Source organism: Balneola vulgaris DSM 17893 (assembly GCF_000375465.1).
In the GTDB taxonomy this organism is placed as follows: Bacteria; Bacteroidota; Rhodothermia; order Balneolales; family Balneolaceae; genus Balneola; species Balneola vulgaris.
Genome location: NZ_AQXH01000001.1, coordinates 386,945 through 412,032, shown reverse-complemented (window position 1 = coordinate 412,032; position 25,088 = coordinate 386,945). Strand labels below are relative to the sequence as shown.

Here is a 25,088-nt window from a genome sequence, read left to right as displayed (position 1 = left end):
TAGCAAAAAAGGATGATCAAAATAGGGCTTATTTCGGACACCCACGGTTACCTTGATCCCCAGGCATTAGATTACTTTGACGGAAGAGACGAGATTTGGCATGCAGGCGATTTCGGCACCATCAAAATAGCGGACCAACTCAAAGAAGTTGCTCCAGTAATTGGGGTATATGGTAATATCGATGGCCAAGACATTCGTGATGAATTCCCACTACACCAGCGCTTTATGTGTGAAGGAGTGGATGTTTGGATGACTCATATTGGGGGGATTCCAGGGCGTTACTGTATCCCTATTCGGGAGGAAATGGAAAATAATACTCCTGAATTGTTCATCTGTGGTCACTCTCACATTCTTAGAGTAGCACGCGACCAACAACTCAGTAAAATGCTATATATGAATCCTGGAGCTGCGGGTAGGCATGGATTCCAAAAAGAACGCACCATCATGCGATTCGATATCGATCAAGGTAAAATTCACAATGTGGAAGTAATTAACCTTGGTGCTCGAGTAGAAACACAATAGCTATTCGTACCGGTCTATTAATTCAACAGCATTTAAAGCTGATTGAATAGAAAGTGGAATTCCACCACCTGGATGCGTTGAACCACCTACCATGTAGAGCCCCTCAATTCCTCTAAATTTGTTTCGAGGACGTACAAAAGCGGCCATTTTACTATTTGATGAAGTACCATAAATACTACCTTTATTAGAACGATACTTTTGGTAGAAATCTAAGGGTGTTATACACTTTTTGTATACAATATGCTCACTTAGGTGATGTAGCCCACGACGTTCCAGAGTTTTGATAACCAATTTAGTATACACTTCTTCATAATATTCCCAATCATAGTGCTCACTCAAGTAGGGTGCATTCACTAAAATGAAGAGATTGGAACCACCATTTGGAGCATGACCGTCATCACTGTATGAGGTATTCGCAATGTAGATGGTTGGGTCATCGGGCATAACCTTATCAACAAAAATTTGATCAAACTCACGTTTATAGTCATCACTAAAAAAGATGTTATGATGTATGAGTTGCTCATACTTAGTATCAATACCTAGCATTAACACAAAGCCAGAACAAGAAGGTTCTATGCGTTTACTAGCCTGAAGTTTTTTCTCGGGCAAATGAGCTTTCAAGAGTTTCGATATAGTTTCCGTAGCATCGCTATTGGCTATAACTAAATCTGATATAACTATCTCACCATTAGTGAGTTCGACTGAGGAAACACTCCCGTCCGATATATTGATTTTTTCAACATGCGCATTATAAAGGAACTGTACACCTAATGAGCTGGCTAAGTTTAAAAGAGATTCAGCAATTTTATAGAGCCCACCTTTTACATAATACCCACCTTCGCCTAATTCAATATGTGGAATTACATTTAAGGTTGCCGGTGCTTGATAGGGAGACGAGCCATTATAGGTGGCAAAGCGTTTGAAAAACTGTCTGAGCTTATCGGACTCGAAGGTCTTATCAACTCGCTTACTAACCGTTGTGAAGGCATCAATGCCAAGAAAGGAAAAGAAGTTTAGGTCTTTAAGGTCACTGAAGTCATACAGTGGATTTCGTACAAAAGCAGGTGTGGTTTTATGACTTAAATCTTCAGCATAATCTAAAAACTGAAGGAATGCCCCTACATCATTGGGGGCAAAGTTACTGATCTCATCTAAAGTGAGATTGAGGTCTGTATAATTATTAAAAATAGTGCCATCTTGGAAAAAGTATCTGCAGTTTATATCTAATGGCTCGAGTTCTAATTCTTGTTCAATGGATGTGCCACATTGTAGATATAATTCATCTAAGATATAGGGCATTGTGAATAAACTGGGGCCCGTATCAAACCGAAATTCATCAGTTTGAATTTGATTCATTTTACCACCCACATTGTCGTTTCTCTCGAATATGGTAACAGAATGACCTTTTCTAGCTAATAAACAAGCGGCCGATAAACCACCGATACCCGCACCAATTATAGATATTTTCATATCACAAAATACAAAACCTTTGATGAAAGAGAATTTAACCAAAGCAGAAGTAATAGCATTCATTCAAGAGCATGAACATGAAACGGCTGCAGACTTAATGTTAAAGGCTCATAGGTTTCCAGATTTACCTATGAAGGATATTGTGAAGCAAATTGAGGCACGTCAAAAAGCAAAACAGAAGCTACCAGAATGGCATCAAGAAGAAGGGATTCTATTTCCACACAAAACGAATTTAGAACAATCATCCTCTGAAATATCGGCCAAGTTTAAAACCTCTCAGTTAACAGGTTCAACCTTTGTGGATTTAACAGGTGGGACGGGTGTTGATTGTTATTATATCTCTCAAAAATTTGAAAAGGGATTCTACATTGATCCGAATGTTGAGCTTTGTGAATTAGCAGTACATAATTTTGAGATTCTAAATGCACCTATCGAAGTCGTAAATACTACTGCGGAGGATTTTCTAGAGAGATACGAGCAAAAAGTCGATGTCATGTTTATTGACCCATCAAGAAGAGACGAGGCTAAGCAACGAGTGTTCGAATTGGAAGATTGTACCCCAAATATTCTACAATTGATGCCAATGATGTTCGAGTATACGAATACTGTGGTTATGAAGGCCTCGCCGATGTTAGATATTAAATTGGGTTTAAATCAGCTAAAAGTGGTTGATAAGGTGCAAGTGGTAGCAGTTGACCATGAAGTAAAAGAACTTCTTTTCTGGTTAACTAAGGATGGAGATTCAACTGATGCGATCGTAGAAGCGTGGGATATATCAGCTAAACGAGAAGCACAGAGTTTTACCTTTAAATTAGACGATGAACAAGAAGCAATACCGACTTATGATCAAGTTCTCGATTATCTATACGAACCAAATTCCGCCATCATGAAGGCTGGGGCTTTCTCCACAGTGGGGACGTCATTCGATATAGCTAAAGTTCATCCAAATACACATTTATACACTTCTGAACGCCTCATTAAAAACTTTCCGGGTAAGGCCTTAAAAGTGTTGGGAGTTTATAAACCCGACAAAAAGCTAATTCGGAAGTTGGCCCCCAATGGTCAAATTAATGTGATTTGTCGAAACTACCTTATGGGTGCTAATGACGTGAAAAAGAAATACCGCTTGAAAGACGGAGGTAATGAATTCTTAGTTTTTTGTGAAGGAATGGAAAACAAACTGCACATGATCCATGCTTCTTTTACCGATGAGCAGTTGTGATATAATATGTTCGCTGTGTTGGGGTGCCATCTTTGGCAATTACTTCTTCAGCATGTTGCTCATGAGTGATGTTTCTGAAGCCAGCAGTTGATAAAAGTTCTTCTACTTCACTGCATTGATAGTAAGTATACCCTTTTTGGGTGAAGGGGAGTGTTTTCATGAACTCAGCATCCGCATAGCATATTGCCAATTTTGCATTAGGCTTACATACTCTATAAATCTCTTGTGCTAATGGTGACGGATGCTCCCAAAAATAAATCGTATTCACTGTAAATATATGATCAAAAAACTGGTCTTTGAAAGGGAAATGAGTACCATCATACTGTATAAATTCTGCATTTCCCGATTCTACAAACACTGCATTAAGGCTCTGTGCTTTTGCAATCATGGTCTCAGAAATATCTAATCCTTTGTAGCTAAGAGAAGGGAAGTTTCTTAACAAGTCCAGGCAATGCCGTCCATTTCCAGGACCCAATTCTAATACAGATTGGTGCTCATTCAGGGCTAACTGATTCAATGTATTATGAATCATTCCAGCATTGGTCTCATTCATCATATCTGCAATTTCTAACCCGTATTCACCCTCGGGGTTTCTCAAATTGCTAGCAATGCGATCATAATCTGCATTTTCTGATTTCATGAATTAAATGAATACTCGTAGTTAATTAAAGGTTGAATACACCCACTTGCCATTCACTATAGTACCAAGTATTTGCCCATCCCAAAGAGCCTCTGGATTTTGTTCTCCCACATTTAATACATCGATATTCATGATTGTTAAATCGGCTAGTTTACCCACTTCGATGGTTCCTTTTACCTCTTCTTTAAAAGCAGCGTAAGCCGACCAAGTGGTATATGCTCTTAAGGCTTCTTCAGCACTTAATTTCTGTTCAGCATACCAACCACCTTCGGGTTCGCGGTTCTTATTTTTACGAGTGATTGCGGCGTACAATCCATAAAAGATATTATGATCGGAACCTGTAAGATCAGAATTAAAGGTGATTGGGACCTCATGTTCTCTAAAGGTACGCCAAGCATAAGCCCCTTTAATACGTTCACTGCCCACTCTGTCTTCGGCCCAATTCATGTCTTCCGCCATATGTGGTGGTTCCATAGATACTATTAGGTTCAAATCTTTGAACTTCTGAAAGTCATCAGGGTGAACCACTTGAGCGTGTTCAATGCGATACCGATTGTTTTTAAGTGATGGGTTCTGCTCAAATACAGAAGCATAAAAATCTAACATGTCTCTGTTGCCGGCATCACCAATTGCATGAATACCCACTTGGAATCCCTTTTTCATCATTTGAGCAACCAAATCTTGATCAAAACCATAATCATCGCCACTCACACCGCGATGCCCAGCTTTGTCGGAGTAATCATCTATCATCAATGCTCCCCGTTGTCCCAAAGAGGCATCGTAATAGGCTTTCACGGCATTAACCGAAACCATGACTCGGGTATTAACAACGGGGCCTTTAGCAAGCCATTCCTGCATTAACAGGGTATCCGTGGCTTGAATCATGGTATATACTCTTAGTTGGGCTTTATTCTCTTTTTCAAGAGTCAAAAAGGCTCTCATATAATTACTATTAGTACCCGCATCATGCCATGCGGTATATCCTGATTCAGCTAACACTTTCATGCCATACAGAGCAATTTCTTTATAGTCTTCATCTGTTTTAGTAGGTAGAATTTCCTCAATTAGCTCAGCTGCATTATTTACAAATATTCCGTTTGGATCCCCATTTTCATCTTTCTTGATTTCACCACCCACTGGTGCTTCAGTTTGCGCGTTGATATTGGCTAATTCTAGTGCTTTCTCATTCGCAATGGAAGTGAAACCGTGAGTACCAATCACAAATACCGGGTTGTTGGGGAATACTTCAGATAGTTCTGATTTGGTTGGTAGTTTATCAACCGAAAGATTCCCCTCATCATAGCCAAAACCCAACACCCATTCACCTTCGGCTACATCACCTGCCTTCGCTTTTAAGGTATTCAAGAGTACTGTTTTATCGCTGATACCTGTTAAATCAATTTTCCCTAAATCTTCTCCAAAATAATAGGGGTGGGCATGGGAGTCTACTAAACCAGGAATCACAGTAGAACCTTGAACATCAACGATAGATGTATGTTCGTGTTTGTAGCTCAATGCTTCGCTGTTAGTGCCTACAAATAGAATTTCATTGTCTTCAATTACAATAGCTTCAGCATCGGCAATCCATTTTCCATTTTGGAAGGGGGCATTGTTAGCGGGGGTACCATCTAAAGCGGGGTCATCCCAAGCTAAGGTGTATACTTTTGCATTCGTGATGATAATTCGTTCTGACTTCATCTGAGTGCAGGTAATTATCAAAAAACTAAATAGAAGGAGAGAGAGGCGAAATGTATTTGAAAACATATAAAATAGATAAAATTTGAAGGCTGAAAGTCTTCAAAAATATCAATCTAAACAAGATACAATTCAGTGAAGGGTTTGTTTTTTGAGAGAAAACAATTTCATGTTTATCACAAAGTGACCACGACTGATGGGTTCAAATGATTTATTTGAAATGCGAATGTGTGGTTGAATTGCAATCTGCACTTTATGAGCACCAAAACCTAAAACAGGAGCTAATCGAAGAGTGCCTTCTTCAGTATTGGTTAGGTAAAAAAGGTCGATACCCGTGACGATACCCCCATAAGAGATTCTTGAACCAACTACGGGTGCAAAGAGCAGTTCAGTAGTGTTTGCTGAAAGAATGACCCCTGAACTCCAGTTTATAAAATTTGGATGCCGTCCACCAAACCTCGATTTCTCGAATCTAAAATCAAGCAGATGAAAAGACTTGGAATGAGGTTCTCCAAAACTATAAAGGTAACCGACAGAAATAGCCGATTCTTTATAGGCATTAAAGTCGTAAACGGGTTCATGCTGTGCTTCAACGGAAATGGAGAATGCTCCCATTATAAAAATAGATAGGAGCACTCTCATTTCATTAAGAAGATTTGAGTCGTAATTTGGCTACAGCTTCCACATGATAGGTTTGAGGAAACATATCCACAGGCTGGACTTCTAGCACCTCGTACACTTCAGAAAGTTCTTGTAAATCACGAGCCATAGTAGAGCTATTACAGCTTACATAAACCAAGCGAGGTACTTTCAGTTGTTTAAGACGTTCTACAACATCCGGGTGCATTCCCACACGAGGGGGATCAGTTATGAGAACATCAGGAGCACCGAATTCCTCCACCATTTCTTCAGTAAATACATCCTTCATATCGCCTTGCACAAAAGAAACATTATCTACCTTGTTCTCTTCGGCGTTGAATTTGGCGTTTTCAACTGCCACCTCAACCAACTCAATACCTAACACCTTATGGGCTTTTTCGCTCATAAATAAGCTTAAGGTGCCTACACCACAATAGAGATCGTAAACCACATCTCCATCTTGTAAATCGGCATAATTCCTTGCCACTTCATATAAATGTTCAGCTTGCAGCGTATTCGTTTGAAAGAATGCGTTTGGATGAATTTTAAAGCTATGGCCACCAATTTTATCAACTATATATCCTGGTCCGTGCAGTACTTTTTGAATACGACCTACAGATGTTGGGCTTTTAGTATCGTTTATGTTATTTATGATAGTGGATATAATTGGGAATTCTTTAAGCAGTGCATCTGCTAATGGCTGAATGATAGATGGTTCATCAGCATTCGTTACAATGTTCACCATAAAATCTTCGGTATGATGAGCATTCCTGATCATGAGATGACGCATGAAGCCTTCGTGAGTGTATGCATCATAAGCAGGGATATCGTGTTCTACACAATACGAACGAACGTAATCTAGAATAGCGAATGACTCTTTACGTTGAAGATGACACTCATTGAGGTTTAAGATTTTGTCAAATCGACCAGGGGCATGCAAACCCGCTGCAAAAGCTGAGTCATCCACAAATTCATCACTTTGAATCTCAGCTTCCGTTAACCATCTTCGGGTGCTAAAGCTATACTCCATTTTGTTCCGGTAGTAAAGCTCTTGATCACAAGCGAGGGTAGGGTGAACCTTAGTTTCACTTAAACCTGCAATTCTTCGCACATGATCTTCTACCTGTTGGCCTTTATACTCAGCTTGTTTGGCATAGGGTAGGTGTTGCCAGCTACAGCCTCCACATACGTTAGCGTGTTGGCATAATGGTTCAATTCTATCTGTACTTGGCTCAATGATTTCCAGAAGCTTAGCTTCACAAAAACTCTTCTTCTTTTTAATAATGCGACCTCTAACTGTATCGCCAGGAGCTGTTCCATGAACGAAGACGGCCATTCCGTCTACTTTGCCAACTCCTTTTCCTTTAAAAGCTGCACCAGTAATAGTTAGGGTAACTTCTTGGCCTTTTTTAAGCGCCATAATGATCTATAGGTTATTCTTCGTTATTGTTTTCGTAGTAAGCGTCGAACTGCACTTTCAATGCTTGTTCTTGGCCAGCTAATTCTTCAATGGTAAATGTTGCTTTTTCTAATTGACGTAAAGCAATGTTGGTTAAAGTTTGCAGAAATTTCACTGCAATTTGAGGATGTCGGTCTCTTAGTACTTCAAAATCTGGTTGGAAAAAACCGAGAAGCTTACAATCAGTAATACACTTTGCAGTTGATTTACGACGTAAATTATACCCAATGGAAAGTGCACCAAAACTATCAGGTGATTCTAGAACAAAACTGTTGTTATCATCTTCAGACTCGTGCGTTAAGTTTGAATCTAGAGTAAGTTCAATTTTTCCATCCTGAATAAAATACATGCCCGTCCCTGGATCGTTTCGATAGAATACAAACTCACCTTCTTTATAATCTCTTTTGTGGCAAAGCTGCAAAAATTCGTACCGCTCAGCAGTAGATAAGTTTTTAAGAAACTTAGATTTCATCACGATATCTAATTGTTGCTTGAGTAAAGTAAGTTTTCCCATTTTATCCTGATTAAAAAGAGTGACCGATACCAAAGCTAAAGTACAGCTTTTTATTATTGAACCAACCATCTTCAAGGTCGTGTGCCCTGAAAGTAAAATCAAATCGTGCAATTACATATTGCCAATCAAGTCGAAGGCCTAAACCGGTACCAACGGCAATTTGTTTATAGAATTCATCAAACTTAAATCTACCCGCATCTAATTCATCATTTGGTGCAGCATCGTTTTTAGGGCCATACCAAACATTCCCTGCATCCGTGAACCAAGCGGCATGCCAGTTGGCTCCAAACAAATCGCGTATAAAAACTTGTCGTGCTTCAGTAAAAGCAGCCAATTTAATCTCACCACCGTTAATGCGGACCTCTTCGGATTTTATTCGTCCCGGACCTAACTGAAAAGGACCCCAGCCACGAATGTCGTTACTTCCACCAGCAAAGAATCGTCTATTTAAGGGTATAGTTGTACTTTTTCCGTAAGGGTGGGCAATACCTCCAAACAACCTCCACGAAAATACAGCAGAATTTGAAATAGGAATATATCGCCTGTAATCGGCTGTAGCCTTTACATACCTACTATAACTCAAACTATTTTCACTGAGCTTAAATAGGGAAGGAAGGTTTTGTTCTAGAGTATCTGGAGTAATTACAAAACGATCTAAGGCATAGGGAATATTACCACCAGCCGAGAGTGAATATTCACTGAAATAGCCATAGTTTCTTTTAATTAGATCGGTATTCTGACTTCTAAACGTATATCGTGTAACCGAAGAAACCTGTGGTCGGAAATCTTCAAGAATTCTGGTTAGCTCAATAGGATCGATAATGGTCCCATCGTTTAATGTGTCAGAGCCAAAGTCATTTCTTAGGTTATTGATAAAGGCATCCGTTGGAGATGGATCTACAATATCGAGTTCCAAGAGATCAAAGAAACTACTGAATTTGTTATTGTGCTGTACTTCATAGCGAAGGTTGAACTGCACATCAGAGTTAATATCAAAGTAAAGCTGATCAGATCTACTGTATGACAATGAGTAACGGGTAATACCGCTTGTAAAGAATCGAGTGTTATCTAAGAAAGCGAAGGGGAAGTTTAAACGAGGTACTGTGTAATCTCCTCTAAGCTCATAACTTCTGAAAACGGATGACTGTGAAGTTGTATCTGCAATGTCTTCAAGTACACTTTTACTAACAAACTCAAAGCTTGCATTAGCAGCTAATGAAAAGCTCTCTGCCTTACCAAAAGCATTGTTATTGGTGTAATCCACTCCAAAACCGGTACCAAATCCGTATCGCTTCATACCAAATAATTCTGAACTGATACGATGTTTGGTTAATGTTTGAAGGTCGAAATAAGTTGGAATAGATGATTTTGAAAAATCAGGTTGTGTGCCACTCTCATTCTGGCCGAACCTGCGAATGAATAGCATCCCCAAATTCTGATATTCCTTAATGGTGTTTAAATACAACTCATGGTTATAAGTCTCGCCAGGCTTGAATAAAATTTGGTCAGTGAGTAATGAGAATTTTGTTTGTGTAGCTGGTTCCTTCGCCAAATAAATCTTGGTAGTGTCATTCAGTGTGTAGTTACCACCTGCTAAAGTATCTCGTTCTACCAGTGTAGTTTCAGTTTCAGTATCAGCTAAGGATACTTTTACTTCACCAAAAGTATATACTTTACCCGCATTAATTTTAAAGAGTACTTTAATATCAGTAGGGATGGTTGGGTCTTTTTGCACATAGGCGATTACAGAATCTCTCTGAATAGATGCATACCCATTATTTTTTAAGAATGTGATGATGCGCTGTTGCTCATTCCCTAGTTCTTGCGTGTTATACTGTCGTTCTACAGTGAAGAGGGTATCATTCAGTCGGCCACGCGTTAGTGGACTTCCTTGTAGAAAATCGAGCCTCTTTTCGGGTTCTTCGAAATAGGGTAGACCACTATAAGCGATCGTTTTAATAGTTGAGGCTGGGCCTTCTGTAATGATGAAAGAAACTTCGACTTTATCCGTCTTATATTCTACGATTGTTGTATCAACTGCAACGTCTAAAAAACCAAGTGATTGGTAGTATAAAGATATGCGCTCCATGTCGTTAGCAACAACAGTTCGGTCAAGATATATGGGGTCTTCTCCAAATTTTCCGTTAGAGAGTTCCCACACGTAATACCAAGGGGTGAAACGTGGAATGCCCAAAAACTCTCGGTTTATTCGTGTTCTTATAAGGGTTTCGAGCGTACGATCTTTCACAAATTTATTACCAGAAAACCGAATTCGACGTACTACTTTGTCGGATGATACAGAGTCGGGTTCAGTTACCTGTTGAGCGGATAGATCGAAACTTAAAACGAAAAATATGAGAACCGAAAAGAGTAGGGTTAAGGGGCTTAAAGCTGATATTGATGATGTAATTGTTCTCAATAGATAAGGGCTACAGAGTATTCTGCAGCCGCAATAATTGGGTTAGAGACTATACGTCGTCGTAATCGAAACCTTCATCTTCTTCGTTATGGAAGAAATCTTCTTTCTGAATGTAATCTGGCCAAATATCTTCGATACTCTCGTAGATAGTGTGTTCACCTTCATCAATTTCTTCTAATTCTTCCAGATTTGTGATAACCTGAGTAGGAAGACCGTTCCTTTCGGCCCATTCTATCAACTCATCTCTACTGGCTGGAAATGGAGCTTCATCTAAAGCTGCTGCGAGTTCTACTGTCCAAATCATAGGAGTAATATTGGTTTATTTAGTGAGTGTATGATAAAATTGTATCGGAATTATACAAGTATCAGTTAAATATTTTTTGATCATAAATCGTGCCGAAAATATTGTTATCTTGGCACAAATACATCAACTAAATCCAAAGAGGATTATTTTATGTTTAGTAAGTTTGGAGCCCCCGAAATTTTGATCATCGCGATTGTGGTACTTGTACTATTTGGGGCGAAGAGAATCCCCGAACTCGCAAAAGGATTAGGGCAAGGAATTAAAGAGTTTAAGAAAGCTTCCAAAGACATTAAGAAGGAAATAGAAGAAGGTTCTAAAGATATTGAAGACGCTATAAATTCAGAAGAATCAAACTCTAAAACAAAATAATAGACGATTGAGCATCTACAGTATTTCAGAGGCTAGGCAAAAAATCCAAGACGGTGAACTTGCCTTAAAAGACCTTGTAAATCAGTATATCACAGAAATTAATTCCCAAAATGGCTCTATAAATGCCTTCGTTTCTACCTATCATAATGAGGCTTTAGAGCAGGCAGAAGAGATTGAAAAAAAGATAAAAAATGGCACCGCAGGCTCTCTAGCTGGTGCAGTTTTGGGTATCAAAGACTTAATTGCTGAGCGCGACAAGCAAGCTACTTGCGCATCAGAGATCTTAGATGGTTTCGAAAGTGTGTATGATGCTACAGTAATTGAAAAGTTAAAAAAAGAAGATGCCATCTTTATTGGACGAACGAACATGGATGAGTTTGCCATGGGTTCAACCAATGAATTTAGTAAGTATGGGGCAGTTAAAAACCCACACGATACTACCAAGGTGCCTGGTGGTTCCTCAGGAGGAAGTGCCGCTGCTGTTGCCGCAAATATGTGTAATGCTACTTTAGGTTCAGATACAGGTGGCTCTATTCGTCAACCTGCTTCATTTTGTGGAGTGGTAGGACTAAAACCAACTTATGGTCGTGTTTCTAGATATGGGTTAATTGCTTTTGCATCATCATTTGATTGCATTGGTCCATTTGCTCATAACGTGGAAGATACAGCTCGTGTGCTTCAAGCCATTGCCGGTTTTGATGAAAGAGATAATACTTCAGCTAATGTACCTGTTGATGATTATGTATCTGCTATTCAAGAGCCTAAAAAGGACATCGTTATAGGCGTACCTGAAGAATATTTTGGGGATGGCCTAGATAGTGAAATTGAATCTACTATTCGTGAGCAATTAGCTCAGTTAGAGAAAGAAGGTGCTACTTTAGTACCTATTAGCTTGCCTCATTCTAAGTACAGTGTATCCACATATTATGTGTTAGCTACGGCAGAAGCTTCAAGTAACTTAGCTAGATATGACGGTATCCGTTTTGGTTATAGAGCAGATAAAGCTACTGTTATCGACGAACTAAAAGCGGAGGAAAAAGAAATCCGCTCAAAATATGATGCCTCAAAAGCTGATGAAGCGGATAAAATGGAAGCAGAACTAGCTCGTTTAGATAGCGCGTTAATTCGTCTCTACAAAAAATCTAGAACCGAAGGTTTTGGTAATGAAGTGAAGCGTAGAATCATGTTAGGTACCTATGTGCTTAGCTCAGGTTATTACGACGCTTATTATGCAAAAGCACAAAAAGTTCGAAGACTTATTCAAGAAGATTTCAAAAAAGCATTTGAGAAAGTGGATGTGATTGTAAGCCCTACAGCACCTACTACTGCTTTTGATCTTGGTTCAAAATTAAATGATCCTGTTCAAATGTATTTGAACGACATTTATACTACATCAGCAAACCTTGCAGGTATCTGTGGTATTAGTGTTCCTGTTGGTACGCATTCGAATGGTTTACCATTTGGAATTCAGTTCTTGGGTGATACCTTTCAGGAGACGAAAATTTTGAATGCAGCAAGGCTGATTGAGTTACAAACTAAGTAACAAATCCCTTCAATACTGAGCTATGAAGAACAGACTTGAACAAAAAACAGTACTGATTACCGGAGCTACATCCGGCATAGGAAAAGCAACCGCAGAAGAATTCGCCACACTAAAAGCGAATTTAATTCTAACGGGTAGAAGGGAAGAGCGACTTAAAGCTTTAAAGGATGACTTAGAGGCAAAATATTCGATCTCAGTAAAAATTGAAGCCTTTGATTTAACCGACACACAAGCATGTGAACGTTTTGTGGCTTCCATCGATACTCCTATTGATGTACTAGTAAACAACGCAGGCTTAGCATTAGGTGTGGATCCAGTCTATGCCCTACAAGAAAGCGATGTTGAGCAAATGTTTAGTGTGAATGTGAAAGCACTATTAACACTCACAAAGCTAATTTCTCCACAAATGAGAAGTAGAAATGAAGGACATATTATAAATATCAGTTCTACAGCTGCTCATGAGGCTTATGCAGGTGGAGTGGTATATTGTGCTTCGAAACACGCAGTTAAAGCAATTACAGAGGCTACAAAAAAAGATCTTCATGGTACCAATGTAAGAGTTAGTATGGTTTCACCAGGATTAGTTGAAACAGAATTTAGCCAAGTTCGCTTTAAAGGTGATGTAAGTAAAGCTGATTCGGTATACGCTGGACTGAAGCCATTAGTGGCTGAAGATATCGCTGAAATTATTACTTTTGTTGCCAATCGTCCTGCACATGTAAATATAATGGATACTATCATTTACCCGGTATATCAATCTTCCCCAACCATGGTTCATAGAGATGAATAAATTAACATTACTCCTTTTCGTTACTGCTTGCTTAGTTTCGGCATGTTCTCAAAAAGAGGGACTTACTTTTAAAGATAAAAATAATGCTGTTCCGGCTTTTTCGAGTGATTCAGCGTATGTATTTACAGAAGTACAGGTAAATTTTGGTCCACGAGTACCAGGCACCTATGGGCATGCACAAACAAGAGCTTATTTAGAGCAAAAGTTTAGAACTTATGCTGGGCAGAATAGTGTGTTTTCACAAGAATTTAGCAAAGAGGTTTATGGTAAAAACCTTGAGATGGCAAATATTATAGCCGCATTTAATACTTCAGCTACTGATCGAATCATGCTGAGTGCCCATTGGGATACGAGGCCTAGAGCTGATCAAGATACAGCACGGACATCAGATTTTATTTTAGGTGCTGATGATGGTGCAAGTGGAGTAGGAGTTTTAGTAGAATTGGCACGCATATTCTCAGAAAACCCACCGCCCGTTGGCGTTGATATTGTTTTATTTGACGGCGAAGATTATGGTAGTTCTGGTGATCTTCAAAATTACTTCCTTGGTTCTAGGCATTGGGCAAATAATCCACCAGTACCGGGTTATAGTCCCAGGTTTGGAATCCTTTTAGATATGGTAGGAGCCGAATATGCGGTGTTTCCTAAAGAAGATTATTCTACAAGGTATGCGCCTAATCTAATGGATGAGATTTGGAATATTGCGGCCGATAAGGGTTATGGCGATATCTTTCTAGATGAACCAGGTGCAAGTGTACTCGATGATCATTACATCGTAAACCAAGAAGCAGGAATTCCAATGATTGATATTATCAATCATACAGTAGGTGCAGATGGGAACATTCGTTTTCCAGATTATTGGCACACTCATCGTGATAACATGTCCATAATCGACAAGCAGACTCTACAGGCTGTAGGTGACGTATTACTAGAACTTATTTACAACAGAATTTAATGGATTATATCCGACTACATATTGCGATCAAAGACGATTATCACGAACTATTAATAGCTGAATTATTTGAGTTAGATTTTGAAGGCTTTGAACAAGAAAATAACAAGGTGATTGCTTCAGTTCCGGCTAATAGATTCGATGATGTAAAGCGAGAGGAAATTGAACAGATACTTGTCAGATTTCACGATTCTCATCTTATTGAAGAGGAGTTAGTAAACCCACAAAATTGGAACCAGAAATGGGAACAATCTATTCAACCTCAGGCAATTGGGAAGTTTTATGTTCGCCCAACATGGGGTGAACCACTACCAGATAACTCAGATTTAGTAGAGTTACTTATTGATCCTAAAATGGCTTTTGGTACTGGTTATCATGCTACAACGCGACTTATTCTTGAATGGTTACCTGATATAGTTGAAGAACATGATGTTGTATTAGATGCAGGTACCGGTACTGGAATACTGGGTATAGGCGCTCTTAAGCTAGGTGCAGAATCGGTTTTTGGCTTCGATATCGATGAATGGAGTGAGGATAATTGCAATGAAAATGTGCAACTCAACCAAGTAAAGAATTTTAATGTAGAGTTAGGATCCATTGAAACGATACCTACTGATGCGAGCTATGACTTGATACTCGCCAACATTAATAGGAACGCACTTATAGAGCTCATACCAGAGCTACTAAAATATTTAAAACCAAATGGAAGAATTTTACTTTCGGGCTTGCTTGAAGATGATGAACAAACAATATTGTCGCAGTCATCTTTAAAGGCATTAAATCATATTCAAACTAAACAATTAGGCGAGTGGATCGCCCTTCTATTTAAAGCATGAAAGCAGCGATAGACATAGGAACCAATACCGTATTACTTTTGATTGGTGAAACTGATCAGGGTAAAGTAATTGTACACCACGAAGAACAGCGTATGCCTCGATTAGGGAAAGGAGTAGACGCGGATAAAACACTTCACTCAGAGAGTATAGCAAGAGTTATTGCTGTATTGAAGGAGTACAAACAAATTATTGAAAGTGAATACCCACTTGTAGACGACGTAACGGTTACGGCAACAAGTGCTGTGCGGGATGCTTCTAATCGAGATGCATTCATTGAGCAAGTTAAACAGGAAACAGGCTACAATATCATTTTAGTATCTGGAGATAACGAAGCTCGATATACCTTTCAAGGAGCTATTTCAGTTATTGATATCGAAACCAATCAAGATGTGTTTGTTTTAGATATTGGTGGTGGAAGTACAGAATTAGCACTAGGTCGAAAAGGAGACCTTTTGGAAGGACATTCCTACGATATGGGATGTGTACGATTTTCAGAACGGTTTTTAACTCAAGACCCACCATTCCAAGAACAAATTCAAGAATGTCGTGAAGCTATTCGAGAGTTACTTGAATCCAAGAAGTTTAAAACCAAGAGAGGGGTTAAAGCTGTAGGTGTAGCTGGAACTCTAACCTCATTAGCAGCTATCGATCTTCAAGTAGAAGACTATGATGCTGAAAAAATAAACATGCATGTTATCAAGCGAGAAAAACTCAAAAAAGGAATTGAGTTATTTAGCTTACATACACATGAACAACTCCTTGAAATAAGTCCAACAATCCTAAAAGGAAGAGAAGATATTTTCTTAGCTGGACTATTGATTCTAGAAGAATTTCTAAACTTCTATAATCTAGACGAGATTATGGTTTCAACAGGTGGGATTCGCCATGGTGTGCTTAGTTCACTCTTTGCAACAGCCGATTAAACTTTTATGAAAAAAGGATTTTCATTTACGCGAAGCTTTGTATTTTAGCGCACCATACTTTTTCAGTTAATGTCGAACACTATCTCAGAAAATAAAGCTACATCACCCCGCGAAAATGCCTCTGCAAGCAGTATAGAGGATGATAAATTCGTTTCTCGTGCTCTAAGTGGCGACGAGTCCGCTTATAAAGATCTTGTGAATAAATATGATCGCCCGATCTATTTTCACATTCGCAAAATGATCAAAGAGCAGGAGCTGGTTGAAGATTTAGTACAAGAGGTGTTTATGAAGGCGTTCAACAACCTTTCTACGTACAGCAACGAGTATGCGTTTTCAACATGGTTGTATCGTATTGCTACAAACCACACCATCGATTACCTGCGAAAGAAGAAGCTTCAAACGCTTTCTATAAACGACCCCTATAAAACAAAAGATGGGGAGTTTGAGATTCAGTTGCCAGATGAGTCGTTCGCAACGGATAAGCAGGTAATGAAAAAGCAACGTAAACAAATAGTTCACGAAGCTATAGATGCGCTACCTGAGAAGTATAAAGCGGTGATTCAAATGCGTCATATGGACGAATTGAGTTACCAAGAGATATCGGATGAGTTGGATCTGCCACTAGGCACTGTAAAAGCTCATATTTTTAGAGCACGTGAGCTTCTATATAAGGCCCTTATCGAGAAAAAAGAGACTTTTTAAGCAACGGATTTAAATCCCTTTCTCTTTAACGGCCTTTATATTTCTTGAAAGTCCTGAATATTTAGTTCGCTTTACGGCACTTCCTTCGAATATTTGATCAAACTGCTCAGGGGTAAGTAATTCCCATTGCTCATTCGTCATTGAAGTCACTCGCTCTCTGGGGTGAAGGTCTACAAAATTAGAGATTTGGGAATGGCGGGTCCATGGACACACATCTTGGCAAATATCGCAACCAAAGATCCAATTGTTGAGCATTTCTTTTTGAGAATCATTAAATGACTCTCTATGCTCTATGGTTAGATAAGATATACATTTAGTTGCATCCACACGGTAAGGCTCGTATATCGCATTTGTAGGGCATGCATCTATGCATCGCGTGCATGTACCGCAGTGATCGGTTTCCGTTTGGCTATAGCTTAATGGTATATCAATAATTAGCTCTCCAATGAATAGATAAGAGCCCAATTCTTTATTGATTAAATTGGAATGTTTACCAATCCAGCCTAAACCCGCTCGTACTGCCCAAGCTTTATCAAGAACAGGCGCTGAATCTGTAAAAAAACGACCTTCAACACCACCATTGATTTCACCAATGTATTGAAAGAGCTTCTTTAGATTGCTCTTGAGCACTTTATGGTAATCACGACCATGCGCATACTTTGCAATCTTCATTTCATGTGCATCATACTGTTGGCGATGGGAGGGGTGATGATAACTTGCCAATACAGATACCACTGTTTTAGCACCTGGAACGAGTAAACCTGGGTGGACCCGTTTATCGAAATGATTTTCCATCCACTGCATGGATGCATTCCTTTTTTGATTCAGCCATTCTTCTAAACGGCGAGCTTCATCTTCCATGAACTCAACCTTGGCAAAACCACACGCATCAAAACCTAACTGTAAGGCACGGGTTTTAATGGCCTGTGTTAGTTGGGCTTGATTCATATTACTAAAGGGTTATTGAGTTTTAACTGGGATTAATTTATCGCCTTTCCATTGTAACTCTTGCAGTTCACCATCAATAATTCGCACCGTTCTAAAGGGGTATTTCTTTACCAATGCATAATCGTGGGTGATCATTAAGACAGCCATCCCGCGATTGTTGATTTGCTTTAGAAGCTCCATAATGTCTTTACTAGCACCAGGATCTAAGTTTCCAGTTGGCTCATCAGCTAATAAAATACGAGGCTCATTTGCTAGTGCTCTTGCAATCACAACACGCTGCTGTTCACCCCCAGATAGGTCACTTGGCATATGCTTTCTTCGGTGGCTTAGCCCGACCATTGTAAGCACTTCTAGAACGCGTTGTTTTATAAATTTCGTTTTTTCGCCTGTTACTTGAAGAGCAAATGCTACATTATCAAATACATTGCGATCTTGTAGAAGCTGAAAATCTTGAAATACAATACCTAATCTTCTGCGAAGCATAGGCACTTCTTTCATACTGATCTTATTTACAGGATAATCGGTAACGCGAACTGAGCCCGTATCTGGAACAATGTCTCGGTATAGCAATTTTAAAAACGAACTTTTACCGATACCGGTGGTACCTATCAAATAGGTAAATTCACCATTATGCAGTTTAAAATTTATGTTGTTGAGTATTCTGCGATTCTCAAAACTTAGGCTTACGCCTCGTAATTCAATTACTGCTGTTTCTGACATTTAAGTACTAAGGTTATGCGTGCACTATTTTCATCGGCCTCGTCGAGGTCGAAATCTCCATATTTTGCAACTAGATGATAGGGCGTTTGTTTCAAAATTAACAGCATTTCATCTAAAGTATAAATCTTCTGCTTATGCTCTTCTAAATAATTACCAATTATGTTCTTTTTGTCGGTTGACAACCGCTCAATATTGAAGCTGTTGGTATGAATTTTAAGATGAGGATCATAGTTACTAGTTCTGAAATACCTAAAATCAGCGGTGGAGCCTTCTTCATTATTTAAATAATCTACCGCTTCCAAAGAATTCCGAGGGGTACTGAAATCAAAAATGAGTAATCCTTCATGCTTTAAAGCCCGTTCACATCCCTCTAGCATTTTTAAGATATCCCGTTCTGAATGCAAATAGTTCACACTATCGAATACTGAAAATATCACATCATACTCGCGTTCAGTTCGGATATTCAAAAAGTTCATGGGTTTGAACTTTACCGAGGAGTTTTGCTCAATTCCTTTTTTTATGGCTACTTCAATCATCTCAGGAGATAGGTCAGTAGCTAAAATGCGATAGTAACCCAATTCATCGAGCGATAAAGAAACAGACCCAGTGCCACATGCAAGTTCTAACAAATAAGTTGATTCAGGGGCATGTTCTTGAATAATCTCATCGATATAATCTGCCCATGCCTCATAATCCACATCTTCCATTAGTTTGTCATAAAGTGGAGCTAAATATGAATAGGGTGCTGTTTGTTTCATTTAGAAGAGTTTAATTGAGCTAGTTCAACGGCTAAATTATAAGCTTGTAAAAATGACGATGGATCTGCTTTGCCTGTTCCAGCAATATTAAAAGCTGTTCCATGGTCTGGTGATGTGCGAATTATCGGTAAACCCGCAGAAAAATTTATTCCTTTACCAAAGGATAAAGCTTTAAAAGGCGCCAACCCTTGATCATGATACATCGCTAAAACACCATCATAGTTGAGATACTGTTTTTGGCCAAAGAAACCATCAGCTGGGAAGGGGCCATCCGCTTGAATGCCTTGTTGATTTAGCGACTCAATAGCAGGATTAATAATCGTTTGTTCTTCCTTTCCAATAACCCCACCATCCCCGGCATGCGGGTTTAATCCTAAGAGAGCAATACGTGGACTATTAATCGCAAAATCATTCTTTAAACTCTCATTTAGTAAAGTTGATTTTCGAATGATTCGATCAACGCTGAGTTCATGAACAATTGAACTGATTGGAATATGAACCGTTGCTAAGGCGACTCTCAGATTACCATTCACTAGCATCATAAGTACATCTGACGCATTCGTTTTTTCTGCAAGAAACTCAGTATGGCCTGGAATATTAAACCCTGCTTTATTTACCGCTTCTTTTGAAATTGGTAAGGTTACCATCGCATCGATGTATTTAGCATTGCAAAGATCTATAGCTAATTGAATGGATTGCATCGCAATTTGACCCCCAAACACAGTTAATTCTCCAGGTTCGGGCAAGTATCTCTGAGTTTGATCAATCTGAAGTACATTCAGTGAATTCGGAATAGCATCATTCACCTCTTTTATCAAGTGGATAGAAGGAGAGAGGTCGAGTAACTCTGAATAAAACTTTAAAACTCTTAATGGTGAAATAAGAATGGGTATAGACTGACTAAAATCTATTTGCTGAACTGCTTTGAGAGCTAGTTCAGGCCCAATTCCGTTAACATCACCAATGGTAATTCCAATTTTAGGTATCATGGGGCTAAGTTAAAGTTTTAGCCCCTAAATCTCAGAATTTATTCTTTGCCAAGTAGAATGAAATCTGAGAATCCTGTTCCTTTTTCAAATACAAAATTACGGTTCGGGTAGGTCCATGTCTCAATGACTCTTCCTTTACTAGGAAAGCTGCGCTCACGTGCACTTGGCGGACCATATTTTATGTAGATTTTACCACGATCTGTTTCGTGTCCATCAGGATTTTCAGGGTTTCTATATTCTCTAAAAGCAAAATCGATTCTTCGATAATATTCCGTCATTAGTTCATTGAACTCTGAGTCTGGAGTTGGATCTCTTTGTTCCCAAAATGCTCTAAACCGTTTTTCCTTTTCTTGGGCATTTCCATCCTTCATTGCCTTAATTCGATCTTCGGGTAATATGTACATAAGTAGGTCTATGGATACATCAAGATTCAATAGAGCAGGAGGGATATCAGGCCAGAATGAACGAACCACTTTTGTGGCAATGGGCTTTTTAGACTGACCTTCCTTTACAATGATCTTATACACCGAATTCTCATAATTTTTATTAGGTACTTCAATCAAAGCGTAGGTGAAAGATCCATTTTCTTTGTTTAATGAAAGTGAAGGTGAGTTCGTGTCATTAATGGTTAATTCACTATTGGAAAAAATGTTATCAGCTGAGATAGGAAGGTTTTCTCTTACACTAACAACGGTAGTATCTTTCCTACCAATGTTTGCCTTGCTTATTTCAGCACTATAGGATGAGTTACTGTTATAATTCGGAATTCGAATGAGCAAGTGATAATTCTCTCCATAACGTACGCTATTGCCTCTATTCACTAATTTAAGATCAAATTGGCTTCCATTTTGCTCAGATGTAACTTCATCAATTAAATAGATTTCGCCCATTTTCTTAGTCTTGAAATCTGGTATTTCAATATCCTGGCGTTGTGAATTTCGTTCATTGGTTTCACCCATAGTACTTAGTTGAAGTACAAAATTATAAGTGCCGGGATTTAAGGAAGCTTTTAGCACACCGTCAGAGAAAAGCATTTCAGATTTAGTGTCCTCAAATGATGCTGCGTAGAGGGTATCTTGCCAAACATCTCGTGCCACTGTGGCTAAGTTTTCTAACTCTTTTTTGGAGGCTTTTCCTCGAAAGATATCAGCACTGAATCGTGCAGTAGTATAAAATTGATTGCCACCTAATTTATCTACTTCATCATTTAATGTAATTTTCTTGAAGGGTAAGAAATTATTACTCATGCTAAAGGTTAATAACAACTGATGATTGTCTGAATTGGAACTCGGAATGATCAATTCATCAAAGAAAAGGGTAGGCACCGAAGCTCTATTTACAAGTGATGTGTAGGTAACGTCGCCTCTGCGTTGGGCATAAAGGTCAGTTCCAAGAAGTATGATTAAACCAAAAGCTAAAAGTGTATTGGTGATTTTATTCATTGTAAATCTTTTTTTAAATAGAATTTCAGACTATAACATCCATCAGTGTTAGAAAATGCCTATACTCAACGCAATTATCATCAAGTGTATTATATAATAACAGATTTCTAGCATAATGAGCACAAATTCTACAGGAACAAAACAAAATTGGCTTTCTGAACTACTTGCAGAATTTAAAGATCAAGAAAAAACCATAAAACTGGGTGGTGGTAAGGCTCGCATCAATAAAGAACATGGTAAAGGTAAGCTTACCGCTAGAGAGCGCATAAAGAAACTGATTGATAAAGGCTCTGACTTTTATGAGCTAGGTCTTTGGGCTGGCTATGAAATGTATGAAGAACAGGGTGGATGCCCAGCAGGCGGTGTAATAACTGGGATTGGAAAAGTGCATGGACGTGAATGCATGATTGTTGCCAACGACGCCACGGTAAAAGCTGGAGCTTGGTTCCCAATTACAGCTAAAAAGAACTTAAGAGCGCAAGAAATAGCGATTGAAAATCATATCCCACTCATCTATTTAGTGGATTCAGCTGGGGTTTATTTGCCAATGCAGGATGAGATTTTCCCTGATAAAGATCACTTCGGAAGAATGTTTAGAAATAATGCAGTGATCTCTGCCAAAGGTATACCTCAGATTGCAGCTATCATGGGTAGTTGTGTAGCAGGTGGCGCTTACTTGCCAATAATGAGCGATGAAGCCCTTATTGTAGATGGTACTGGAAGCGTTTTCTTAGCCGGAAGTTATCTAGTGAAAGCGGCTATAGGTGAGGATGTAGATAACGAAACTCTTGGAGGTGCTACCACTCACACTGAAATTAGTGGTGTTACCGATTATAAAATGGAAGACGATGTTGAATGCTTAAAAACCATTCGAGATTTGGTGGATAAATTTGGTCCACAACCAACTGCCGGATTTAATAGAGCTGAACCTGTAAAACCCGCTAAACCAGCGAGCCATATAGCTAATGTTTTACCGGAGTCTAGAACGTCTCCTTATAATATGCACGACCTTCTGGAGTGCATAATTGACAAAGATTCGTTTACAGAGTTTAAAAAAGGCTATGGCGAGACTATTATTACGGGCTATGCTCGTATTGATGGTTGGAGTGTAGGAATTGTAGCTAATCAACGAACGGTATCTAAAACTAAGTCTGGTGAGATGCAGATTGGTGGCGTTATCTATTCGGATTCAGCGGATAAAGCCGCACGTTTTATCATGAACTGTAATCAGAAGAAAATTCCGTTAATCTTCTTACAAGATGTAACAGGGTTCATGATTGGCAAGCGTAGTGAGCATGGCGGTATCATCAAAGATGGTGCTAAAATGGTGAATGCTATGAGTAACAGTACCGTACCTAAAATTACAATCGTTGTGGGTAATAGTTATGGGGCCGGTAATTACGCTATGTGTGGTAGAGCTTACGATCCACGATTTATGTATGCGTGGCCAACAGCAAATATCGCTGTTATGAGTGGAGCTTCTGCTGCAAAAACACTTACTCAAATTCAGGTAGCCACTCTTAAAAAGAAAGGCGAAGAGATTAGCGAAGAACGTCAGGCTGAATTAGCTAAGGAAATAACTGATCGATATAATAAGCAGACAGATGTGAGATATGCTGCTTCTAGATTATGGGTTGATGGAATAATAAATCCTGAAGATACTCGAGCAAGAATATCAAATGCCTTAGCTTGCGCTAATTTAAATCCAGAAATTCCTGAGTTTAAAACAGGTGTAATCCAAACCTAGAGTAATCTAGTTAGTTTATTAGTCGACCGTATACTGAAACTATTTGAGCTACTTAATGGTAAGGAGATAACATTATTTAAAGCTCGATAGTAATGCGGTATCAGTTCACAGACCAACCACCTAAACTAATTGTACAAATTGAATCAAGGTTTACCTTAATCGATTTTACTGTACTGTTGGTGTGTTTTATACTGGGATTTATATTCGCACTTTTCTTTTGGATTTTCTTCGTCGCTGTATTCCTAAAGCTGTTTGTTTCTTTTGAATTTGTGTTCGATTCAGAGGAAGAAAAAGTGCTGCACTTCATTAAACTATTTAGCTATATAAAGTTTAAACGAAGGGAGTTTCAATTTGATGAAGTCTCTGAGATTCGACTTAGTAATGAGGATAGTGGCCCCGCCCTTCAACACAAATTAGTGAACAAAGATTGGTACTCGCTTACTATTCTATTGTCTAACTCCTATATAAGGATGGCAAAAGTCCAAATGGATGAGTTCGAAGAGCTATATCATTTGTATACCCAACTACATCAACATTTAGGGCATCATTTATTATTTAAACTCCAAATTAGTCACATCTCGAGTTTAGAAGACCACGTTTAAGTAATGAATTTTAAATACTTATAGAAATTAAGCTGTATGTATTAGAAAATGGTAACTAGGGAACATTTAAATACTCTTTAACTTTAAACATGCAGGTCGATTGCTTTGAAAGGTAATTTGACCTGAACCATAAATAAATATATAGATTATGAACTCTCTAAGATTCTACAAATTAAAATCATTTTTAACAGTATTAACTGCAGCTTTTGTATTTGGTGCTTGCTCTACAAGCGATTCCGGTGATTCCGCACAAATGCGATTAAATGCTACTTCAAAAAGTAATAACTCTGCTCAAAAAGCAAAATCTCAAGCAGATACTTTAATCATAACGGAAGCAAAATTCAGAATTAGTGAATTAGAAGTTGAAAGCGCTCAAGCAGATTCAGCTGATTTTGAAGGCGGCCCATTTATATTAGACTTGAATATCTCTGGTGGTATAACAGAATTAGCTACTACTGAAATTAAAGCTGGTATTTATGAAGAACTAGAAATTGAAATTGAAAAACCAGATTCTGGTGAAACTCCAAGTGATCCTGATTTTAAAATAGGTGAAGGCGAGAATGAAAGATTCTCTTTAATTATCCGTGGTACTTATAACGGAAATGAATTTACATTCCGCTCAAGTAAGGATTTTGAAATCGAAGTTGAATTCGAACAAGGTGTAGAAATCCAATCTAATACTGAAGGATTGATAGACGTTACCCTAAGTATTGATAGTGCAATTTGGTTTGTAGATGCTAATGGCAACACCTTAGATCCAACACTAGTTGAAAACCAAGCAATGATAGAAGCGGCTATAGAAGCATCATTTGAAGCATTCGAAGATGACGACCGCGACGGTGAAATTGACGATTAATCGTTGAGCTCCTAAAAAACAAAAGCC

25 protein-coding genes are annotated in these 25,088 nt (G+C 38.7%); 12 read left to right on the top strand and 13 right to left on the bottom strand.

Features of this window, described 5'->3' with window-relative positions; translation table 11 throughout:
* Positions 1–12: 12 nt before the first annotated feature.
* A complete protein-coding gene (locus B155_RS0101920) occupies positions 13–522 on the top strand; it encodes a metallophosphoesterase family protein (RefSeq protein ID WP_018126548.1) in 510 nt (169 codons plus the stop codon).
* Here the strand turns inward: B155_RS0101920 and B155_RS0101915 are convergent, their stop codons facing one another.
* Entirely contained in the window at positions 523–1,992 is a 1,470-nt protein-coding gene (locus B155_RS0101915) for a phytoene desaturase family protein (RefSeq protein WP_040368120.1), read from the bottom strand.
* 22 nt (positions 1,993–2,014) lie between these two features.
* Here B155_RS0101915 and B155_RS12760 point away from each other — a divergent pair, with 22 nt between their 5' ends.
* Complete coding sequence (locus tag B155_RS12760; protein WP_018126546.1) at positions 2,015–3,214, top strand: THUMP-like domain-containing protein; 1,200 nt, start codon at positions 2,015–2,017, stop codon at positions 3,212–3,214.
* Here B155_RS12760 and B155_RS0101905 read toward each other — a convergent pair.
* The 7 genes from B155_RS0101905 to B155_RS0101875 form a co-directional block, all read right to left on the bottom strand.
* Positions 3,195–3,854: a class I SAM-dependent methyltransferase gene (locus B155_RS0101905; protein WP_018126545.1), complete on the bottom strand. Its 660-nt coding sequence runs from the start codon at positions 3,852–3,854 to the stop codon at positions 3,195–3,197. The genes B155_RS12760 and B155_RS0101905 overlap by 20 nt on opposite strands.
* Before the next feature lie 21 nt (positions 3,855–3,875).
* The gene (locus tag B155_RS0101900) at positions 3,876–5,552 is read right to left on the bottom strand and encodes an amidohydrolase (RefSeq protein ID WP_018126544.1); all 1,677 of its coding nucleotides are present in this window, start codon (positions 5,550–5,552) and stop codon (positions 3,876–3,878) included.
* 129 nt (positions 5,553–5,681) lie between these two features.
* Positions 5,682–6,164 (bottom strand): hypothetical protein, encoded by a 483-nt coding sequence (locus B155_RS0101895; protein ID WP_018126543.1) that lies wholly within the window; start codon positions 6,162–6,164, stop codon positions 5,682–5,684.
* A gap of 31 nt (positions 6,165–6,195) precedes the next feature.
* A complete protein-coding gene (rlmD, locus tag B155_RS0101890) occupies positions 6,196–7,608 on the bottom strand; it encodes a 23S rRNA (uracil(1939)-C(5))-methyltransferase RlmD (protein WP_018126542.1) in 1,413 nt (470 codons plus the stop codon).
* Positions 7,609–7,621: 13 nt separating this feature from the next.
* Positions 7,622–8,161, bottom strand: a complete 540-nt coding sequence (locus B155_RS0101885) for a cyclic nucleotide-binding domain-containing protein (protein WP_018126541.1) — start codon at positions 8,159–8,161, stop codon at positions 7,622–7,624.
* A 10-nt stretch (positions 8,162–8,171) separates the two neighbouring features.
* Positions 8,172–10,580: a BamA/TamA family outer membrane protein gene (locus B155_RS0101880; RefSeq protein ID WP_018126540.1), complete on the bottom strand. Its 2,409-nt coding sequence runs from the start codon at positions 10,578–10,580 to the stop codon at positions 8,172–8,174.
* 49 nt (positions 10,581–10,629) lie between these two features.
* Positions 10,630–10,884, bottom strand: a complete 255-nt coding sequence (locus B155_RS0101875) for a DUF2795 domain-containing protein (RefSeq protein WP_018126539.1) — start codon at positions 10,882–10,884, stop codon at positions 10,630–10,632.
* A gap of 150 nt (positions 10,885–11,034) precedes the next feature.
* Here B155_RS0101875 and B155_RS0101870 point away from each other — a divergent pair, with 150 nt between their 5' ends.
* The 7 genes from B155_RS0101870 (at position 11,035) to B155_RS0101840 (ending at position 16,999) form a co-directional block, all read left to right on the top strand.
* On the top strand, positions 11,035–11,253 hold the full coding sequence (locus tag B155_RS0101870) for a Sec-independent protein translocase subunit TatA/TatB (protein ID WP_018126538.1): 219 nt from the start codon (positions 11,035–11,037) through the stop codon (positions 11,251–11,253).
* A 7-nt stretch (positions 11,254–11,260) separates the two neighbouring features.
* On the top strand, positions 11,261–12,796 hold the full coding sequence (locus tag B155_RS0101865) for an amidase family protein (RefSeq protein WP_018126537.1): 1,536 nt from the start codon (positions 11,261–11,263) through the stop codon (positions 12,794–12,796).
* A gap of 22 nt (positions 12,797–12,818) precedes the next feature.
* Positions 12,819–13,586: an SDR family NAD(P)-dependent oxidoreductase gene (locus B155_RS0101860; protein WP_018126536.1), complete on the top strand. Its 768-nt coding sequence runs from the start codon at positions 12,819–12,821 to the stop codon at positions 13,584–13,586.
* Complete coding sequence (locus B155_RS0101855) at positions 13,579–14,541, top strand: M28 family peptidase (protein WP_018126535.1); 963 nt, start codon at positions 13,579–13,581, stop codon at positions 14,539–14,541. Before B155_RS0101860 ends, B155_RS0101855 begins: the two co-directional genes overlap by 8 nt.
* The gene (gene prmA / locus B155_RS0101850) at positions 14,541–15,374 is read left to right on the top strand and encodes a 50S ribosomal protein L11 methyltransferase (RefSeq protein WP_018126534.1); all 834 of its coding nucleotides are present in this window, start codon (positions 14,541–14,543) and stop codon (positions 15,372–15,374) included. The genes B155_RS0101855 and prmA overlap by 1 nt, the downstream gene beginning before the upstream one ends.
* Positions 15,371–16,297: a Ppx/GppA phosphatase family protein gene (locus B155_RS0101845; RefSeq protein WP_018126533.1), complete on the top strand. Its 927-nt coding sequence runs from the start codon at positions 15,371–15,373 to the stop codon at positions 16,295–16,297. The genes prmA and B155_RS0101845 overlap by 4 nt, the downstream gene beginning before the upstream one ends.
* A gap of 69 nt (positions 16,298–16,366) precedes the next feature.
* Positions 16,367–16,999: an RNA polymerase sigma factor gene (locus tag B155_RS0101840; RefSeq protein ID WP_018126532.1), complete on the top strand. Its 633-nt coding sequence runs from the start codon at positions 16,367–16,369 to the stop codon at positions 16,997–16,999.
* Positions 17,000–17,008: 9 nt separating this feature from the next.
* Here the strand turns inward: B155_RS0101840 and queG are convergent, their stop codons facing one another.
* The 5 genes from queG to B155_RS0101815 are packed head-to-tail and all read right to left on the bottom strand — an operon-like array spanning position 17,009 to position 21,856.
* Positions 17,009–17,947, bottom strand: coding sequence for a tRNA epoxyqueuosine(34) reductase QueG (gene queG, locus B155_RS0101835; RefSeq protein ID WP_018126531.1), 939 nt, complete (start codon positions 17,945–17,947; stop codon positions 17,009–17,011).
* A gap of 12 nt (positions 17,948–17,959) precedes the next feature.
* Positions 17,960–18,667, bottom strand: a complete 708-nt coding sequence (gene ftsE, locus B155_RS0101830; RefSeq protein WP_018126530.1) for a cell division ATP-binding protein FtsE — start codon at positions 18,665–18,667, stop codon at positions 17,960–17,962.
* A complete protein-coding gene (locus tag B155_RS0101825; RefSeq protein WP_018126529.1) occupies positions 18,649–19,425 on the bottom strand; it encodes a class I SAM-dependent DNA methyltransferase in 777 nt (258 codons plus the stop codon). Before B155_RS0101825 ends, ftsE begins: the two co-directional genes overlap by 19 nt.
* Entirely contained in the window at positions 19,422–20,414 is a 993-nt protein-coding gene (pdxA, locus tag B155_RS0101820) for a 4-hydroxythreonine-4-phosphate dehydrogenase PdxA (RefSeq protein ID WP_018126528.1), read from the bottom strand. The genes B155_RS0101825 and pdxA overlap by 4 nt, the downstream gene beginning before the upstream one ends.
* Positions 20,415–20,452: 38 nt before the next feature.
* On the bottom strand, positions 20,453–21,856 hold the full coding sequence (locus B155_RS0101815) for a GWxTD domain-containing protein (RefSeq protein WP_018126527.1): 1,404 nt from the start codon (positions 21,854–21,856) through the stop codon (positions 20,453–20,455).
* Between the two features lie 115 nt (positions 21,857–21,971).
* On the opposite strand from B155_RS0101815, the gene B155_RS0101810 reads away from it, so the two are divergent.
* The 3 genes from B155_RS0101810 to B155_RS0101800 all read left to right on the top strand — a co-directional run bounded on the left by B155_RS0101810 (position 21,972) and on the right by B155_RS0101800 (position 25,061).
* On the top strand, positions 21,972–23,603 hold the full coding sequence (locus B155_RS0101810) for an acyl-CoA carboxylase subunit beta (RefSeq protein WP_018126526.1): 1,632 nt from the start codon (positions 21,972–21,974) through the stop codon (positions 23,601–23,603).
* Between the two features lie 92 nt (positions 23,604–23,695).
* Positions 23,696–24,205, top strand: a complete 510-nt coding sequence (locus tag B155_RS0101805; protein ID WP_018126525.1) for a hypothetical protein — start codon at positions 23,696–23,698, stop codon at positions 24,203–24,205.
* 148 nt (positions 24,206–24,353) lie between these two features.
* A complete protein-coding gene (locus tag B155_RS0101800; RefSeq protein WP_018126524.1) occupies positions 24,354–25,061 on the top strand; it encodes a hypothetical protein in 708 nt (235 codons plus the stop codon).
* Positions 25,062–25,088 lie beyond the last annotated feature (27 nt).

Excerpts from the sequence above, each read along its gene's own strand:
- B155_RS0101855 (WP_018126535.1), top strand. The coding sequence starts at position 13,579 with ATGAATAAATTAACATTACTCCTTTTCGTTACTGCTTGCTTAGTTTCG.
- B155_RS0101920 (WP_018126548.1), top strand. The coding sequence starts at position 13 with ATGATCAAAATAGGGCTTATTTCGGACACCCACGGTTACCTTGATCCC.
- B155_RS0101810 (WP_018126526.1), top strand. The coding sequence starts at position 21,972 with ATGAGCACAAATTCTACAGGAACAAAACAAAATTGGCTTTCTGAACTA.
- B155_RS0101900 (WP_018126544.1), bottom strand. The coding sequence starts at position 5,552 with ATGAAGTCAGAACGAATTATCATCACGAATGCAAAAGTATACACCTTA.
- B155_RS0101845 (WP_018126533.1), top strand. The coding sequence starts at position 15,371 with ATGAAAGCAGCGATAGACATAGGAACCAATACCGTATTACTTTTGATT.
- prmA (WP_018126534.1), top strand. The coding sequence starts at position 14,541 with ATGGATTATATCCGACTACATATTGCGATCAAAGACGATTATCACGAA.
- ftsE (WP_018126530.1), bottom strand. The coding sequence starts at position 18,667 with ATGTCAGAAACAGCAGTAATTGAATTACGAGGCGTAAGCCTAAGTTTT.
- B155_RS0101800 (WP_018126524.1), top strand. The coding sequence starts at position 24,354 with ATGAACTCTCTAAGATTCTACAAATTAAAATCATTTTTAACAGTATTA.
- queG (WP_018126531.1), bottom strand. The coding sequence starts at position 17,947 with ATGAATCAAGCCCAACTAACACAGGCCATTAAAACCCGTGCCTTACAG.
- B155_RS0101875 (WP_018126539.1), bottom strand. The coding sequence starts at position 10,884 with ATGATTTGGACAGTAGAACTCGCAGCAGCTTTAGATGAAGCTCCATTT.
- B155_RS12760 (WP_018126546.1), top strand. The coding sequence starts at position 2,015 with ATGAAAGAGAATTTAACCAAAGCAGAAGTAATAGCATTCATTCAAGAG.
- B155_RS0101905 (WP_018126545.1), bottom strand. The coding sequence starts at position 3,854 with ATGAAATCAGAAAATGCAGATTATGATCGCATTGCTAGCAATTTGAGA.
- B155_RS0101870 (WP_018126538.1), top strand. The coding sequence starts at position 11,035 with ATGTTTAGTAAGTTTGGAGCCCCCGAAATTTTGATCATCGCGATTGTG.
- B155_RS0101815 (WP_018126527.1), bottom strand. The coding sequence starts at position 21,856 with ATGAATAAAATCACCAATACACTTTTAGCTTTTGGTTTAATCATACTT.
- B155_RS0101915 (WP_040368120.1), bottom strand. The coding sequence starts at position 1,992 with ATGAAAATATCTATAATTGGTGCGGGTATCGGTGGTTTATCGGCCGCT.
- B155_RS0101895 (WP_018126543.1), bottom strand. The coding sequence starts at position 6,164 with ATGGGAGCATTCTCCATTTCCGTTGAAGCACAGCATGAACCCGTTTAC.
- B155_RS0101840 (WP_018126532.1), top strand. The coding sequence starts at position 16,367 with ATGTCGAACACTATCTCAGAAAATAAAGCTACATCACCCCGCGAAAAT.
- B155_RS0101825 (WP_018126529.1), bottom strand. The coding sequence starts at position 19,425 with ATGAAACAAACAGCACCCTATTCATATTTAGCTCCACTTTATGACAAA.
- B155_RS0101885 (WP_018126541.1), bottom strand. The coding sequence starts at position 8,161 with ATGGGAAAACTTACTTTACTCAAGCAACAATTAGATATCGTGATGAAA.
- B155_RS0101860 (WP_018126536.1), top strand. The coding sequence starts at position 12,819 with ATGAAGAACAGACTTGAACAAAAAACAGTACTGATTACCGGAGCTACA.
- pdxA (WP_018126528.1), bottom strand. The coding sequence starts at position 20,414 with ATGATACCTAAAATTGGAATTACCATTGGTGATGTTAACGGAATTGGG.
- B155_RS0101805 (WP_018126525.1), top strand. The coding sequence starts at position 23,696 with ATGCGGTATCAGTTCACAGACCAACCACCTAAACTAATTGTACAAATT.
- rlmD (WP_018126542.1), bottom strand. The coding sequence starts at position 7,608 with ATGGCGCTTAAAAAAGGCCAAGAAGTTACCCTAACTATTACTGGTGCA.